Raw genomic sequence first — 16155 nt, 5'->3', positions numbered from 1 at the left:
TGGCCCGTGTGACCGTGCGCCGCGTGATGGGGATCGAGACCGAGTACGGCGTGCTGCAGCCCGGCCGCCCGAACGCCAACCCGATGCTGCTGTCCAGCCACGTCGTCGCCGTGCACGCCGCCGCCCGTGCCGCCGCCCATGCCGCCGCCGGTGAGCTCGCCCGCGGTCACGCTCGCCACCTCGGTCCCCCCGGAGGCGTCGCCGTTCGCGGTGTACCCCGCGAACGCGTCGCCCGCCCCGGTCGTCCCCGCGACGACGGTGTACGTCTCGCCGAGGGTGAGGCCGGCCGCCGAGACGACGAGCGAGCTGATGTCCTTCGCCGGGGTGAACGTCGCGACCACCGTGCCGTCGGCGTCGACGACCGCCAGCGTCGTCCCCGCGGCCTGCGCGGTGTCGAAGGTCGCGGCGACCCAGCCCTGCCCGTCGGTGCCGGGCGCCATCGCCATGCCGGAGGAGCCCGCGGCGACCAGCGTGCCGCCGGTGACCGACGGCGTGCCGTCCGCGTCGATCGCACCGTTGCCGTCGCTGGTCGGGCCGTTCACCACCACCGTCCCGCCGCTCATCGTCAGCGTGCCGTTGGCGTCGAGTCCGTCACCACCCGCGTCGATGTCGACGGTGCCGCCGGTGATCACGAGGCTCGCCGCCCCGGTCGACTCGCCCTGCGGACCGGCCCAGTCGCCCTGGGCGTCCTCGGTGGAGCCGGTCGCGCTGCTCGCGGCGTTCACGCCGTCGTCGGACGCGACCACGGTGACCTCGCCGCCGGCCAGGGTGATCGCCTCCGCCTCGAGCCCCTCGTACGAGGTGGCGACGTCGACGGTGCCCCCGCTGATGTCGAGCGACACGTCGGCGTGCAGTCCGTCGTCGCCGCTCGAGACGGTCAGGTCGCCGTCGGTGACGGACACCGCGCCGTCGGAGTGCACGGCGTCGTCCGCGGCGTCCACCGTCGTCGTGCCGCCGGCGACGACGACCACCGCCGTGCCCTTCACGCCCTTCGCGGAGACGTCGTCCGCGGGCGTCGCGCCGCTGCCGCCGCCCGACTCGACGTCGAGCGTGCCGCCCGTGAGGACCACGTCGGTCGCCGCGTCGACGCCGTCGCCGCCGGCGGTCACCGCGACGTCACCGCCCGCGACGGCGACGAAGCCCGCGGTGGCGTCGTCCGTGTCGTCGGACGTCAGGCCGTCGCCGCCGGCGGTGACGCGGACCGTGCCCCCGTCCACCACGAGGTAGTCCTTCCCGCGGATCCCGTCGTCCACGGCCTCGACGGTGAGGTCCCCGGACGCGATCACCAGGCCGTCCTTGCTCGCGATGCCGTCGTTCGCGTTCCCGGTGACGGTGAGCGCCCCCGTGCCGGTGATCGTGAGGTCCGCCGTGCTGAACAGGGCCGCGTTCGGCACGTCCTCGCCCTCGGCGTCCGCGTACGCGGGGGCGTCGGCGAGCGTGTTCTCCGAACCGTCCGCGAGCTCGACCACGGCCGCCCCGGCGCTGCTGATCACGAGCGGCGCGCCCGTCGACGACGTGAGGTCCGCCCCGTCCAGGACGAGGTGCACGACGGCCTCGCCGGCGTCGACCACGACCTGCCCGTCGTCGAGGGTGCCGCTGAGCGTGTACGTGCCGCCCGCGGTGATGGTGACGACCGAGTCGTCGACGGTGACGCCGTCGGCGTCGGTCGTGGCGGCGTCGCCCTCGAGCGTGATGGTCGCCGCGGTGCTGCCCGCATCCTGCACGTCGTGCACCTCGGTGTTCGCGGCGAGCACCTCCTCCGCGGTGGCGCCGGCGGGGACCGCGGCGACGGCGGTGTCCCCGCTGTCCGACCGGGAGGTGGTCCCGGCGACGGCGTCGGCCGCGCAGCCGGTCAGCAGGAGGCTCAGCAGGACGGCGGGGACGGCGAGGACGGGACGGGGACGGCGCACGGGGATCTCCAGGGGTGGAAGGGGGTGTGACGGGGTGCCGCGGGTGCAGCAGGTGCAGCAGGTGCAGCAGGTGCAGCGAGACGAGGGCCGCGCAGCGGTCAGCCGGCCAGGGTCCGGCGCACGGTGCGCCGCCATGGCCGGCCGCCGAGCGCCGGGTCGAGGACCACGAGCCCGGTCGCGTACTTCGAGATGCGGGACGGGCGGTGGCCCAGGGCCCACAGCGCCCGGTCGGCGCTCGACGCACCCGCGACGCTCTTCGTCTCGACGACGGCGTGCGCGGGGACGGCGGCGCTCGGCCCGGACGGGCCGGGCCCGAGCCACTCGAGGCCGGTGTCGACGGTCAGGCGGGCGCCGTCGGGCAGGTGCAGGGTGCGGCGCCGGTACTGCGTGGTGAGCGTCGGCCGGAGCACGGTCGCGCCGTCGACCTCCGGCACGCCGACGCCCTGCCGGCGCAGGGTGTCGAGCACGAAGCCGAGGGCGTCGCCGATGCTGGCCCGGGCGGCGGGGTCGTGCTCGCGCCGGTCCTTGACCGTGGTGCCGCGGGCGCCCCGGGTCTTCACCTCGAGCCAGCACCCGCCGGTGTCCCGGTACGTGCGGGTGCGCACCTTGAACCGGCGGCGGCGTCGTCCGGCGGCGAGGCGGAAGGCGTCGAGGTCCGGGGTGTCGAAGTAGACCGACTCGTAACCGAACGTGTCCCGGCCGTCGATGACCAGGCGCCGCGTGCCGTCCGGGAGGGCGCGCAGCACGGCGGGCAGGGCGGCGAGCGGCAGAACGTACTTGCGGTCGACGCGGGTCTGCAGGGCCGCGGTCTCCTGCAGCTCGGCGAGGTCGATCCCGGGCAGGTGCGCCAGGGACACGCCCGTCACCGGGACACCGCCGACAGCGCGGACGGGGCGGCCTCGCCCGGCCCGTGCGTCACGGCGACGAGCTCCTCGAGGGGGGCACTGCGCGGCAGCTCGGCGTACCGGACGTCGACGACCGTCGTGTCGTCCACCAGGTCGAGGCGCTGCACGGTCGCGCTGTGCACCCGGGCGCCGAGCAGCCGCTCCAGGTGCGCGACGAGCGCGGCGTGGTCGCCGAACGCCCGGTCCACCACGACCACCTGCTGCCGGTACCGGTGCAGCAGCCGCGGGTGGTCACCGACCAGCAGCGCGACGAGGACGAGCGCCATCAGCGCCAGGGCCGTCACACCCAGCGAGCCGCCGAGCCCGCCGATCAGCCCGAGCGCCAGCGCCGCGAAGTAGTACGCGACCTCCCGCTGGTCGATCTCGGAGGACCGCAGCCGGATGATCGACAGCACGCCGAAAAGCCCGAGCCCTAGCCCCGCGCCCACGGTGCTGGACGACAGCGCGCCGGCGACGGCCAGGACGCCGACGTTCACCCCCAGGAAGGCGACGACGAGGTCACGCCTCCGGTGGCGCGGGAAGTACAGGGCGAACGTCAGGACGCCGATGGCGACGAGGTCGGCGGCGAACAGGGCAGCGGCAGGCATGGGCACCTCGCGGGTCGGGGATGAACGCCCGGTGAACCGGGTACGACCATCCAGCCGCCCGCTGCTGTGCCGCCGCTGTGCGGGGCGTCAGGGCCGCGTGTGGATCGCGACCTAGAGGTACTGCCCCGTGCTCGTGACGTTCTCGATCCGGCGCGAGGCCTCCTCGCCCTTCTTGTCCTGGACGATCGTGCGGATGAACACGATGCGCTCCCCCTTCTTGCCGGAGATGCGCGCCCAGTCGTCGGGGTTGGTGGTGTTCGGCAGGTCCTCGTTCTCCTTGAACTCGTCGACGCACGCCGTCAGCAGGTGCTCGACGCGCAGGCCCCGCTGGCCGGTCGCGAGCAGGTCCTTGATCGCGGACTTCTTCGCACGGTCCACGACGTTCTGGATCATGGCGCCGGAGTTGAAGTCCTTGAAGAACAGGACCTCCTTGTCGCCGCTGGCGTAGGTGACCTCGAGGAACCGGTTCTCGTCGTTCTCCGAGTACATCCGCTCGACGGCGCGGGAGATCATCGCCTCGACGGCCTCGCGCGCGGAGCCGTGGTGCTCCGCCAGGTCGTCGGCGTGGATCGGCAGGTCCGGCGTCAGGTACTTCGCGAAGATCTCGCGGGCGCCCTCGGCGTCGGGGCGCTCGATCTTGATCTTCACGTCCAGGCGGCCGGGCCGCAGGATCGCGGGGTCGATCATGTCCTCGCGGTTGGAGGCGCCGATGACGATGACGTTCTCCAGGCGCTCGACGCCGTCGATCTCGGCGAGCAGCTGCGGGACGATCGTCGTCTCGACGTCGCTGGACACGCCGGTGCCGCGGGTGCGGAACAGGGACTCCATCTCGTCGAAGAACACGACGACGGGGTGGCCCTGCGACGCCTTCTCGCGCGCCCGGGAGAAGATCAGCCGGATGTGCCGCTCGGTCTCGCCGACGTACTTGTTGAGCAGCTCGGGGCCCTTGACGTTGAGGAAGTACGACTTCGCCTCGGTGAGCTCCTCGCCGCGCGCGGCGGCCGACGTGGCGGCGAGCGAGTGGGCGACCGCCTTGGCGATCAGCGTCTTGCCGCACCCGGGCGGGCCGTACAGCAGGACGCCCTTCGGCGGCTTGAGCCCGTGCTCGCGGAACAGCTCGGGGTGCAGGAACGGCAGCTCCACCGCGTCGCGGATCGCCTCGATCTGCGGCCCCAGGCCACCGATGTCCCGGTAGTCGATGTCGGGGACCTCCTCGAGCACGAGGTCCTCGACCTCGGCGCGCGGCACCCGCTCGAACACGAACCCGCTGCGGGCCTCGACGGTCAGCGCGTCCCCGACGCGCACGGAGCCGTCGCGCACCTGCCCGGCGAGGCGGACCACCCGCTCCTCGTCGCCGCGGCCGACGACCAGGGCGCGGTCGTGACCCAGGAGCTCCTTGACGGTGACGAGCTCGCCGACCTGCTCGTACCCGCCGGCCTCGACCACGGTGAGGGCCTCGTTGAGCATGACCTCCTGGCCCGGCCGGAGCCGGTGGACGTCGACCGCGGGGCTGGTCCCGACGTGCATCTTGCGGCCCGAGGAGACGACCTCCACGGTGCCGTCCTCGCGGGCGGTCAGGAACGTGGCGAACGTGCCCGGAGGCTTCGCGAGGTCGTCGATCTGGCGCTTGAGCTCGATGATCTGGTCACGCGCCGCCACGAGCGCGTCGGACATGCGCTCGTTCTTGGCGGCCAGGAGCGCGAGCTCGCGCTGCAGGTCGCGTGCTGTCGGTTCCGTCATCGCGGTACCTCCGATCGCGGGTCGACCTCACGGCGGTGTGCGGTGTTCGTGGGGGAACCCTAACCACACGTGTCAATCGCAGGACGGGCGCCTCGCCGGGCGAGCTCGGGTCGTCCTGAGGTCAGTCCTGCGGTCAGTCCTGCTCGGGGCCCTGACCCACGTCGCGGCGCACCCGGCGGACCTTCTTGTCCGACACGGCGCGCTCGCCGAGGGCCTCCGGCGTCCACTCCGCGTCGGGGATGTCCTGGAACGAGCGGCTGCTGACGACGTCGCCCGCGTCGTCGACCAGCGCGGCCTCCCCCGGCTGCGACCCCTTGGCGGGGCGGCGCTTGCGCAGCGGCGGCTCGACGCCGTCCGCGAGGCGCCGGGTGGTGAGCAGGAACCCGGTGTGGCCGATCATCCGGTGCTGCGGCCGCACGGCCAGGCCCTCCAGGTGCCAGCCGCGCACCATCGACTCCCACGCCTGCGGCTCGGTGTACCGGCCGTCGGCCCGGACGTCCTCCGCGAGGCGGGACAGCTGCGTGGCGGTCGCCACGTACGCGATGAGCACGCCGCCCGGTGCGAGGGCCGTGGCGACGGCGTCGAGGTTCTCCCACGGCGCGAGCATGTCGAGCACGACCCGGTCGACCTCGCCGGGGGCCTCCGCGACGGGCAGCACGTCGGACAGGTCGCCCACGGACAGCCGCCAGGCGGGGTGCGGGCCGCCGAAGAACGTCTCGACGTTGCCGCGGGCGATCGCGGCGAAGTCCTCGCGGCGCTCGATGGAGTGCAGCCGGCCGCCGTCGCCGACCGCGCGCAGCAGGGACAGGGTCAGCGCGCCGGAGCCGACCCCGGCCTCGACGACGCGGGCGCCCGGGTAGATGTCGGCCATCGCGACGATCTGGCCCGCGTCCTTCGGGTAGACCACCGCGGCGCCGCGCGGCATCGAGAGCGTGTAGTCGCTGAGCAGCGGACGCAGGGCGAGGTACTCGACGCCGCCGTTGCTCGTCACGACGGTGCCCTCGGGCGCGCCGATCAGCTCGTCGTGCCGGAAGTAGCCCTTGTGGGTGTGGAACGTCGCGCCCGGCGCCAGCGTGATCGTGTGCAGGCGGCCGCGGGGGTCTGGTCGGTCACGGGGACCGAGTCTAGGAGGCGCGGTCCGGGCCGGTGTCCAGGGCGCGGGTCCAGCGGCGCCGGTTCGGGGGCGTCGGCTCAGGGACGGCGGTTCACGGGCGCAGCGCGCTCGCCACGTCGGCGCTGCGCACGAGGGCGACGACGCGCCCGTCCTGGACGGCGACCATGACGGGCGCGAAGCGGGACGTGGCGGCGACGGCCTGCACCAGGTCGGTGCCCCGCAGCGACGCGTCGAGCACCGCCCCCGCCGGCAGCGTGACCGAGACCGCGGTGAGCGGCACCTGCCAGCGGTCCGCCGCCGGCACGGCGTTCGCCGCCTGCGGGTCGACGTACGCCGCGGGGCGCCCGTCCGGGGACAGCAGCACGACGGCGTCGGCACCGGCCTGCCCGCGGGCGGCGTCCGCCTGGGCGAGGACCGCGGTAGCGGGGACGCCCACCGCCGGGACGCCGACCGCGCCGACGTGCAGGGCGTCGACGGCCCGCGAGGTCCGCGCTGTCCTGATCGCCTGGGTCGCACCGGACCACAGGAACGCGCCGACGACCGCGGCCCACGCGACGCCGATCAGGTCGGGCCGGCCCCCGCGGGCGAGCGGCAGCAGCAGGACCCACACGACGAACACCACGGCGACGACCCGGCCGGCCCAGCCCGCCACGAGCGTCCCGCGGCGCCGGTCGCCGGTGAGGCCCCACACCACGGACTCCAGCACCTGGCCGCCGTCGAGCGGCAGGCCCGGCACGAGGTTGAAGAGCCCGACGAACGCGTTGCTGTACGCGCCGGCGTCGAGCACGAGCGCGGCGACGCCCCCGGGCTCGGCGAGCTGCCCGAGCAGGAGCAGCACGCCGGCGAGCAGCAGGTTCGCGACCGGGCCGACCACCGCGACCAGCCCGCCGGTCAGCGGGGTGATCCGGCCGCCGAACGCGGTGTGCCCGCCGATGAGCGTCAGCGCGTACTCCTGCACCTGCAGGCCGCGGGACCGGGCGGTCAGCCCGTGCGCGAGCTCGTGCACCAGGATCGACAGGAGCAGCAGCGCGGCGACGACCAGCGCCGCGACGTAGGTGGTGCCGCTGCCGAGCCACGGGGCGCGGGCCCGGATGGTGGGTGCGAACAGCAGGGCGATGAGGCCCACCATCAGCAGGCTGCTCGGGGTCAGGACGACGGGCGCCCCGGCCACTCGTCCGACGACCCAGCCCCGCGTTCTCTCCGCCACGCGGGTCAGGCTACGGGGCGGACCTGGGACGGCCGTGCGGGGCGTGTCGGTGGTGCCGCCTAGGCTCGTCACCGTGACGACCACCGACCCGCAGCTCCTCGCCCCCGTGTCCGCCGACGGCGCCGACGCCGGGGACGTCGAGGTGGCTGCCGAGCCCCGGGTCCCGGGCCTGTCGCCGTCGCGCGCGAACGACTTCCAGCAGTGCCCGCTGCTGTTCCGCCTGCGGGTGGTCGACAAGCGGCCGGAGCCGCCGAGCCTCGCCGCCGCCCGCGGCACGATGGTGCACACCGTGCTGGAGCGGCTGTACGACCTCCCGCTGGGCGAGCGCACCCCGGCGGCGGCGCACGCCCTCGTCCCGGAGGCCTGGGACCGGCTGCTCGAGCGCTCGCCCGAGGTCGTGACGCTGTTCGCGACCGACGAGGAGCGCGAGGCGTGGATCGGGAGCGCCCGCCTGCTGCTGGACACGTACTTCACCCTGGAGGACCCGAACCGCCTGCAGCCCGGCGACCGGGAGCTCGCGGTCCGGACGCTCATGGAGGACGGCCCGCAGCTGCGCGGCATCGTGGACCGGCTCGACGTCGCGCCCGACGGTGCGCTGCGGGTGGTCGACTACAAGACCGGGAAGTCGCCGAACCCCGGCTTCGAGGGGTCCGCGCTGTTCCAGATGCGGTTCTACGCCTACGTGCTGTGGCGCGAGCGCGGCGTGCTGCCGAAGATGCTGCAGCTCGTCTACCTGGGCGACGGACAGATCCTGCGGCACGCGCCGTCCGAGGCGGAGATGCGGACCCTGGAGCTGCGGCTGCGGTCGCTCTGGGGGCAGATCGAGGAGGCCGCCCGCACCGGCGAGTGGCGACCGCGGAAGTCCCGGCTGTGCGACTGGTGCGCGCACCAGGCCGTGTGCCCCGCGTGGGGCGGCACGCCGCCGGAGATCCCCGAGGGCGCCGTCGAGCGGGCGATCGGGATCACCCCGATCGCGCCGCCGCCCGACCCGGGGGTCCTGACGCCCGCGTCCTGAGCGGCCGTGGCCCGAGCGCCCGCGGCCTGAGCGCCCGCGTCCTGAGCGCCGCCGGCTCGCACTCCGGCGGGACGCTCAGTGCAGGAGGTCGAGCACCCTCCCCGCGCCGATGCTGCCCAGGTCGGCGACGGTGACGTCCGTGAGGGACCCGGTCGTGCTGAGGCCGGGCAGGTCCGGCAGCTCGCGGAACACCTCGACGGCGAGCACGTGCGCGCCCGAGGCCACGCCGGAGGTGATGCCGGCGGGCGAGTCCTCGACGACCACGCAGTCCGCGATGTCGACCCCGAGGCGCTCGGCGGCCAGGAGGTACGGCTGCGGGTCCGGCTTGGGCCGCTCGACCTCGTCCCCCGCGACGACCGCGGCGAACACCCCGGCGACGCGGGCGAACGGGTCCGCGAGCTCCCGGTAGGACGACGTGACGAGCGCCTGCGTCACGCCGGCCTCCGCCAGCGCGGTGAGCAGCTCCCGCGCACCCGGCTGCCACGGCGTCCGCTCCGCGACGGCCGCGGCGACGCGACCGTTGAGGAAGTCGACGATCTCGTCGACGGTCAGCCCCACGCCGCGGCCCTGCAGGATCGCGCCGGACACCTTCATCGGGTTGCCGACGAGCGTCAGCCCGTCCTCGTGCGTCCAGGTGCCGCCCCAGGACTCGACCAGCTCGGTCTCGGCGGCCATCCACAGCGGCTCGGTGTTCACCAGGGTGCCGTCCATGTCCCACAGCACGGCTGCGGGGAGCGTGGCGGTGCCGGGCGCGGTGACCGCGGCGGTGTCGTCGGGACGCAGGCTCAACGTGGGGCTCCGTTCGCGGGGGTGCACCGGGCGGTGCGCACCACGAGGCTAACCGGCGGCGGCGACGGGACGGTGAACGGCCGGCGTCCCCGCAGCCGGCGTCCCCGCAGCCGGCGCGCCGTGCGGGGGCCGCGGGCCTACCGTTGCGCGGTGATCGCCCTCGACGGCACCGCGGCCGGGTTCCTCGCGATCGGGGTGGCGACGCTCGCCGCCGCCGTCCTGCCGCGCGCGCTGCGCCGCTTCCCGCTGTCGATGCCGACGGTGTTCCTCGGCGCGGGGGCCCTCGCGTTCTGGCTGATGCCGGGTCTGCCGGACCCCGACCCGGTCGAGCACGGCGCGGTCGCGCTGCACCTGACCGAGGTCTGCGTCGTCGTGTCGCTGATGGGCGCGGGGCTCGCGATCAACCGCCCGCCCGGCCGGCGCGCCTGGGGCACGACCTGGCGGCTGCTCGCGATCACGATGCCGCTGTCGATGGTCGCGGTGACGGCGCTCGGGTGGGGCGTGCTGGGCCTGGGCGCGGCGAGCGCGATGCTGCTGGGCGCCGTGCTCGCGCCCACGGACCCCGTGCTCGCCACGGAGGTGCAGGTCAGCGAGCCGGTCGACGACCCCGGCGCGGTGGACGACGAGGCGCGGTTCGCCCTGACGTCGGAGGCCGGCCTCAACGACGGCCTCGCGTTCCCGTTCACCTACGCGGCGATCGCGGTGAGCCTGGCGGGGCTCGCGCCGGCCGGCTGGCTCGGGCACTGGCTGCTCGTGGACGTGCTGTGGCGGCTGAGCATCGGGGTGCTCGGCGGCATCGTCGTCGGCTGGCTGCTCGGCCGGCTGTTCTTCTCCGCGTTCGCGGACCGGGTGCGGCTCACCGAGCACGCGCAGGGGTTCGTCGCGGTCGCCGCCACCTTCCTGGCGTACGGCGCGACGGAGCTCGCGGAGGGCTACGGGTTCGTCGCGGTGTTCGTCTGCGCCGTGACCCTGCGGACGGCGGAGCGGCACCACAGCTACCACCGGGTCCTGCACAGCTTCGTCGAGCAGGTCGAGCGGCTGCTCACGGTCGCGGTGATCGTGCTGCTCGGCGGTGCCCTGGTGCGGGGCGTCCTGGCGGGGGTCGGGTGGGTCGAGGTGCTCGTCGCGCTGGCGGTGCTGCTGGTGGTGCGGCCGCTGGCCGGCTGGGTCGCCCTGCTCGGGGGACGCACCGGGCCCTGGGAGCGCCGGGTCGTCGCGTTCTTCGGCGTGCGCGGGGTGGGCACGTTCTTCTACGTCGCGTACGCGCTGGAGCACGGCGACTTCCCGGACGAGGAGCGGCTCTGGGCGGTCGCCGCGCTCGTCGTCGTGGGGTCCGTGCTCGTCCACGGCGTGGCGTCCACACCGGCGATGCGCTGGCTCGACCGCAGCCGCGCGCGCCGCGCCTCGGAGGCCGGGCGCGGCGACGACGAGATCCCCGTGACACCGGTCTGACGAGTTTTCGGCGGCTCATCTGCGAGGCGACGCGACAGCGCCCGCCGACGCGTCCCGGCCGGTTGCGGGGCCCCGCGGACGGACCTGCAATGGGCGCAGTGCGACGGCGATCACTTCTCGAGCAGAGGGACGTCACGACCGTCCGCGGATCGGAGCGCACCATGCTGACGCAGGACCAGATCCAGACCATCTCCGGCGGGACCGTCACGGACAGCCACGGGGACAAGATCGGCAAGGTCGGCCAGGTGTACCTCGACGACCAGACGGGCGAGCCCGACTGGGTCACCGTGCACACCGGCCTGTTCGGCACCTCGGAGTCGTTCGTGCCGCTCCAGGGCGCGACGGTCGAGGGCGACGCCCTGCGGGTCGCGTACACGAAGGCCCAGGTGAAGGACGCGCCGCGCGTCGACGTCGACGGTCATCTGTCCCCGGACGAGGAGCAGGCGCTGTACCGCCACTACGGCATGGCGTCCGGCGGCGGCACCGACGACGACGCCTCGCGGCAGACCCGGGACGCCGGGACCGGCACGTACGCCGGTGTCGGCCGGGACACGGAGCGGGACACCGCGCGGGACACGGAGCGCGACACGGCCGGCGACACCACCCGGGACGACATGACCGCCGCGTCCGGCACCCGCGACACCGGCGACGACGCGATGACCGTGTCCGAGGAGCGCCTGCACGTCGGCACGGAGCGCCGCGAGGCGGGCCGCGCACGGCTGCGGAAGTACGTCGTCACGGACCAGGAGACCGTGACCGTCCCGGTCACGCGGGAGGAGGTCCGGCTGGAGCGCGAGCCCATCACGGACGCGAACCGCGGGGACGCCCTGTCCGGCCCCGAGCTGACCGAGTCCGAGCACGAGGTCGTGCTGACCGAGGAGCGGCCCGTCGTCGAGAAGGAGACCGTCCCGGTCGAGCGCGTCCGGCTCGAGAAGGACGCCGTCACCGAGGAGACCCAGGTGACCGAGGCTGTCCGCCACGAGGAGCTCGACGCGGAGGGCACGCACGGCACCGAGGCCACCGGCCGGCCCTGACCCGGCAGGTGGGAGCACGGCCGCGGCCTCCGTCCCCGTCCCCTGGGGGGTGGAGGCCGCGGCGCGTCCGGGCGCGGACTCCTCGCGGACGGGCGCACGGTGCCGATACCGAGGGCATCAGCGCGGCCGTCACCGGGGCGGCGCACCTGCCTGCGGAGCCCGCCATGAGCCTCGTCCCGTGCACCTGCATCCGTTCCGTCGACCTGCGGGCGGTCGTGCTCCCGGACCCGGACTGCCCGGCGGCCGTGGTGCACGCGATGACCGGTCCGGGCGGCCGCTGAGCCGCCGGGGCCGGACCTGTCCTGTCAGCCGGCGGACCGGCGCGACAGCAGCGCGGCGACCAGGAAGCAGACCGCCCCGACGGCCGTCCCGGCGTTCGCCCACCAGGCGCTGAGCTCGGAGGCGTCGCCGGGGGCGACGTAGGCGCCGACCGCCGACGCCGCGAACGCGACCGAGCCCGCGGCGTTGAGCCACGTCCCGTGCCACGTGCGCGCGTCGGTGTCCCACAGGTCCCCGCGGTCCCGCGTCGCGACGACCGCGCACGCGCTGGACACGAGGAACGCCGCCGACCCGTAGGCGTCGGGCCGCCACCCCGCGCCCATCCGGCCGGGGTCGTCCAGGGCGGCGGCGAGCGCGACGGCGGTGCTGACGTTGAACAGCAGCGTCCCCACGAGCTGCACCGCCGACCCCCACCAGTCCCACCGGTCGGCCGGTGCCGTCCCGCGGCGTGGCGGGCGGCGGCCGCTCAGCACGAGCTGGATCACCGCCGCGGTCGTGAAGAACACCGACCCGACGACGAACGTCGCGTCCGTGGCGACCGCCCCCACCCGGTCCGCGTAGGGCGGGAGCGCCCCGAGCAGGAAGCACAGGGAGCCCGCGACGAAGCCCCACGCCTCGCGCCGCAGCCGTCGCGCCCGGACCGTGCCGGGAGCCTGCGTGGTCACCGTGGCACCTCCGCCCGGCCCCCGTTCCCCTCAGTGGTGGAACCCGGTCGCCTGCGCCTGGGCGGGCATCGGCGACGTGAGGCTGTCGAGCCACGCCGTCTCGACCCGGATGTCGTTCAGCAGGTCGTTCGCGAGGTCCCGGCTGAAGCCGTTCCGCACGACGACGCGCTGCACCGTGATGTCGCCCAGGTCGTCGGGCATCGGGTACGCGGGCACCAGCCAGCCCTTCATCCGCAGCCGGTCGGACAGGTGGTACAGGTTCCAGTTCCCGGTGTGGCCGGCCGCGAGCCGCCAGGCGAACACCGGGATGTCCGAGCCGTCGTTCCACAGGTCGAAGGCGTCCAGCTCCCCGATGCCGTGCGCCAGGAACATCGCGACGTCCTGGCACTCCTGCTGGACGGCGGTGTAGCCCTCCCGGCCGAGCCGGAGGAACTGGTAGTACTGCAGCAGCACCTGCGCCCCGGGCCGGGAGAAGTTCAGCGCGAGGGTGGGCATGTCGCCGCCGAGGTAGCTGACCCGGAAGATCAGCTCCTCCGGCAGGGCGTCGGCGGTGCGCCACACCACCCACCCGACCCCGGGGTACACGAGGCCGTACTTGTGCCCGGAGGTGCTGATCGAGTGCACCCGCTCGAGCTGGAAGTCCCACGCGAGGTCGGTCTGCAGGAACGGGGCGATCATCGCGCCGGACGCGCCGTCGACGTGGATCGGCACGTCGAGGCCGGTCCGTGCCTCCAGGGCGTCCAGCGCGGCGGCGATCTCCTGGACCGGCTCGTACATGCCGGTGTAGGTGACGCCCATGATGGCGACCACGCCGATGGTGTTCTCGTCGACGTACGCGTCGATCGCGCTGCCGTCGAGGCACGGGTGCTCCTCGCTGAGCGGGACGTACCGCGGCTCGACCTCGAAGTAGTTGCAGAACTTCTCCCAGCAGACCTGGACGGCGGAGCTCATCACCAGGTTCGGCCGGTCGGTGGCCAGGCCGGCGGCGCGCCGCGCGAGCTGCCACCGGCGCTTGAACGCGAGGCCGCCGAGCATGCACGCCTCGGACGACCCGATCGTGGACGTGCCGATCGTGGACTCCGCGTCGGGCGCGTGCCAGAGCGAGGCCAGGATCCGCCAGCAGTTCTCCTCCACCGCGGCGGTGCGCGGGTACTCGTCCTTGTCGACCATGTTCTTGTCGTAGACCTCGGCGTACAGCCGGTCCGCCTCGTCCCCCATCCAGGTGGCGACGAAGGTCGCCACGTTGAGCCGGGCGTTGCCGTCGAGCATCACCTCGTCGTGGACGAGCTGGTACGCGGACGTGGGCTCCATCTCCCGTTCGGGCAGGACGGAGCGCGGGGTGACCGACCGCATCGGGTCGCGGGTGTAGGTCGGTCGCAGCACGTGCTGGTCGTTGCTCATCGCGTCCTCTTTCGTCGGCGCCGCGGCGGTGCGCCGCGACGGTGCCGGAGTCACGGGCGCTCGCCCGCGTCGCCGGCGGCGGTGCCGTGCTCGTCGCACGGCGGATCGAGGTCGACCCCCGCGGCCTGCGACTCGAGGTCGATCAGGACGAGGGTGCGTTCCATGGCGGTCGGCTGGAGCTTGCCGACCTGGTTCCCGTGCGGGTGGTTGAAGAAGGCCAGCAGGCACAGCAGCAGCGTGATGACCAGCGTGACGCTGCCCATGAGCAGGCCCTGGGTGGCCCGGCGCTCCGCGGAGTCGGCGAAGAACAGCAGGAAGACGAAGATCGTCGCGGACACCACGAACAGCACGAGCCAGAGCGGCACCGGGATCAGGCCCTCGGCGCCGTGCACGCGCGAGAGCCGCGCCTGCTCGCGCTCCCCCGTCTGGTCCATCCACCGGTCGTACGCGGACTGCTCGGTGTCGGAGGCGGGGACGACGTCGCGCGCGGTCTGGAACATGCGCACGCCCCACGGGTTGATCGCGTCACCCAGGGTGCCCGACGCCATCGCGGCCCACTCCTGGTGCACGACGGACCGGGCGTAGCAGACCAGCTCGCCCGACAGCTCGGCGCCCTCGTCCGCGCCGAGGAACTGGGCGGTCTGGATCTGCTGGGCGACGATCCGTGCCTCCTCCTCGGCGCCGCTGCGCGCCTCGTCGTACGACTGGAACGCGAGGAACACGATGAACCCGAGCAGCACGGAGAACCCCGTGGCCACCACGCCGAACACGCCCGACGCGCGGTCGCCGTCGCTGAACCGGCTGCCCTCCGGGGCGCGGCGCCGCACGAGCAGCATCGCCGTCACCGCCAGCGCGGTGGCCGCCGCGGTCAGGAGCGCGCCGAGGAGGATGCTCACCGTCACACCCGCACCGGGTAGGTGGCCAGCACGACGACGGTCGCCACGAGCGCCACCGCGGCCAGGGCGACCATCACCGCCCGGCGACGGGTGGACGACAGGCGCGCCCCGATGCCGCCGAAGAACAGGACCGACGCGCACAGCACCGTCGCGAGCACGTAGTTGTCCTTCGTGGCGTTCGCCTGCTGCGCCCGCGCGGCCGCGGCGTCGGCGTCGGCCTCCCGGCGCTCCGCGTCCTGCGTGGCGGCCAGCACGTACTCGTCCATCGCGAACGGGCTCGGCGGCGCGTCGGGGTTCGCGGCCGGGTCCTCCGCGAGCCACGCGTGCACCGCGGGCCGGAACTCCTCCCGGAACCGGTCGAACAGGAACCCCGAGTAGGCGGCCGGGTCCGGCTCGTACCGCGCGGGCGGGCCGACGTCCCCGCTCTCCGTCGCCAGCGCCTCCAGCCAGTCCGTGAAGAGCTGGACGTCGATGATCGTCTGCTGGCCGGCGAGCGTGGCGGACCGGTTGCTCTCCGTGCGGGCGGCGCCCGCGGCGCTGTACGACGTCGTCATCACCCCACCCCACTTCGCGCTCTGGAACGCCGACCACGCGGTCGCGACCGTCGCCACGGCCAGCAGCACCGCGGCGACCAGCTCCAGGCGCCGGCGCGTCCGCTCGGCGGGGTCGTCGGCAGGCGCGGCGCGCGGCGGGGAGGTCGTCGCCATCGTCGACCCCCTCACCGTCCGTCCGGTCCCGGGACCCACACTGGTCCGGCAGCGGCGGGCCGCGCGTCACCTGCAGCGAGTGAGGCTGCGCCTCGCCCCGTCCGGTACGCCGACCGGGCAGGATGGGCGGGTGACCGACCGAGCGCCCCGCCGCGCCCCCCGCCTGCTCCTCGCCCACGCCGCCGTCGTCCTGGTGCTCACGGTCGTGCTGGTCGTGCTCGCGCTGCAGCCGACGCAGGACGCCAACATCGGCGCCGGGATCGCGCTGCTCGTCGTGCTGCTGTTCGGGCTGCCGTGGTCGGGCGTGCTGCTCGCCCTCGACCCGTCGACGTGGCCGACCGCTCTCGTGCTGCTCACCTCCCTCGGCGCGGCGTGGCTGGACGTCGGCCTGCACGCCGTGCTGCGGGCGGTCGTGCTCCGGCGGCGGGCGCGGACGGCCGCCACCCGCGCCTGA

14 protein-coding genes and 1 pseudogene are annotated in these 16155 nt (G+C 74.6%); 4 read left to right on the top strand and 11 right to left on the bottom strand.

Going from position 1 to position 16155, the window contains the following annotated elements; genetic code table 11:
• Window positions 1-914: 914 nt before the first annotated feature.
• The 6 genes and pseudogenes from QNH85_RS18350 to QNH85_RS18325 all read right to left on the bottom strand — a co-directional run.
• Window positions 915-2045: pseudogene (locus QNH85_RS18350) on the bottom strand (carbohydrate-binding domain-containing protein); the annotation flags it as partial.
• A complete protein-coding gene (locus tag QNH85_RS18345) occupies window positions 2009-2776 on the bottom strand; it encodes a polyphosphate polymerase domain-containing protein (protein WP_282948719.1) in 768 nt (255 codons plus the stop codon). The gene QNH85_RS18345 and the pseudogene QNH85_RS18350, both read right to left, overlap by 37 nt.
• On the bottom strand, window positions 2773-3402 hold the full coding sequence (locus QNH85_RS18340) for a DUF4956 domain-containing protein (RefSeq protein WP_282948717.1): 630 nt from the start codon (window positions 3400-3402) through the stop codon (window positions 2773-2775). Before QNH85_RS18340 ends, QNH85_RS18345 begins: the two co-directional genes overlap by 4 nt.
• A gap of 111 nt (window positions 3403-3513) precedes the next feature.
• Entirely contained in the window at window positions 3514-5142 is a 1629-nt protein-coding gene (gene arc, locus QNH85_RS18335) for a proteasome ATPase (protein ID WP_282948716.1), read from the bottom strand.
• A 133-nt stretch (window positions 5143-5275) separates the two neighbouring features.
• Window positions 5276-6337 (bottom strand): tRNA (adenine-N1)-methyltransferase, encoded by a 1062-nt coding sequence (locus QNH85_RS18330; RefSeq protein WP_282948733.1) that lies wholly within the window; start codon window positions 6335-6337, stop codon window positions 5276-5278.
• Window positions 6338-6347: 10 nt separating this feature from the next.
• Window positions 6348-7463 carry a site-2 protease family protein gene (locus QNH85_RS18325; RefSeq protein ID WP_282948714.1) on the bottom strand — a complete coding sequence of 372 codons (1116 nt, stop codon included), beginning with the start codon at window positions 7461-7463 and terminating at the stop codon, window positions 6348-6350.
• Window positions 7464-7536: 73 nt separating this feature from the next.
• Here QNH85_RS18325 and QNH85_RS18320 point away from each other — a divergent pair, with 73 nt between their 5' ends.
• The gene (locus QNH85_RS18320; protein WP_428830435.1) at window positions 7537-8478 is read left to right on the top strand and encodes a RecB family exonuclease; all 942 of its coding nucleotides are present in this window, start codon (window positions 7537-7539) and stop codon (window positions 8476-8478) included.
• Window positions 8479-8553: 75 nt separating this feature from the next.
• Here the strand turns inward: QNH85_RS18320 and QNH85_RS18315 are convergent, their stop codons facing one another.
• Window positions 8554-9267, bottom strand: a complete 714-nt coding sequence (locus QNH85_RS18315; RefSeq protein WP_282948712.1) for an HAD family hydrolase — start codon at window positions 9265-9267, stop codon at window positions 8554-8556.
• Between the two features lie 150 nt (window positions 9268-9417).
• On the opposite strand from QNH85_RS18315, the gene QNH85_RS18310 reads away from it, so the two are divergent.
• Window positions 9418-10719 (top strand): cation:proton antiporter, encoded by a 1302-nt coding sequence (locus tag QNH85_RS18310; protein ID WP_282948710.1) that lies wholly within the window; start codon window positions 9418-9420, stop codon window positions 10717-10719.
• A 161-nt stretch (window positions 10720-10880) separates the two neighbouring features.
• Window positions 10881-11753 (top strand): DUF2382 domain-containing protein, encoded by an 873-nt coding sequence (locus QNH85_RS18305; RefSeq protein WP_282948709.1) that lies wholly within the window; start codon window positions 10881-10883, stop codon window positions 11751-11753.
• A 305-nt stretch (window positions 11754-12058) separates the two neighbouring features.
• Here the strand turns inward: QNH85_RS18305 and QNH85_RS18300 are convergent, their stop codons facing one another.
• The 4 genes from QNH85_RS18300 to QNH85_RS18285 are packed head-to-tail and all read right to left on the bottom strand — an operon-like array spanning window position 12059 to window position 15701.
• On the bottom strand, window positions 12059-12697 hold the full coding sequence (locus QNH85_RS18300; RefSeq protein WP_282948707.1) for a hypothetical protein: 639 nt from the start codon (window positions 12695-12697) through the stop codon (window positions 12059-12061).
• 30 nt (window positions 12698-12727) lie between these two features.
• Window positions 12728-14098, bottom strand: coding sequence for a glutamate decarboxylase (gene gad / locus QNH85_RS18295; protein WP_282948705.1), 1371 nt, complete (start codon window positions 14096-14098; stop codon window positions 12728-12730).
• A 50-nt stretch (window positions 14099-14148) separates the two neighbouring features.
• On the bottom strand, window positions 14149-14994 hold the full coding sequence (locus QNH85_RS18290) for a bestrophin-like domain (protein ID WP_282948704.1): 846 nt from the start codon (window positions 14992-14994) through the stop codon (window positions 14149-14151).
• Between the two features lie 2 nt (window positions 14995-14996).
• On the bottom strand, window positions 14997-15701 hold the full coding sequence (locus QNH85_RS18285) for a hypothetical protein (protein WP_282948702.1): 705 nt from the start codon (window positions 15699-15701) through the stop codon (window positions 14997-14999).
• A 130-nt stretch (window positions 15702-15831) separates the two neighbouring features.
• Here QNH85_RS18285 and QNH85_RS18280 point away from each other — a divergent pair, with 130 nt between their 5' ends.
• Entirely contained in the window at window positions 15832-16155 is a 324-nt protein-coding gene (locus QNH85_RS18280) for a hypothetical protein (RefSeq protein ID WP_282948700.1), read from the top strand.

This window comes from Cellulomonas endometrii (genome assembly GCF_949769265.1).
GTDB classification, from domain to species: domain Bacteria; phylum Actinomycetota; class Actinomycetes; order Actinomycetales; family Cellulomonadaceae; genus Cellulomonas; species Cellulomonas endometrii.
Note: the sequence above shows the minus strand (reverse complement) of the source record. Positions and strands in the feature narration are given on the sequence as shown.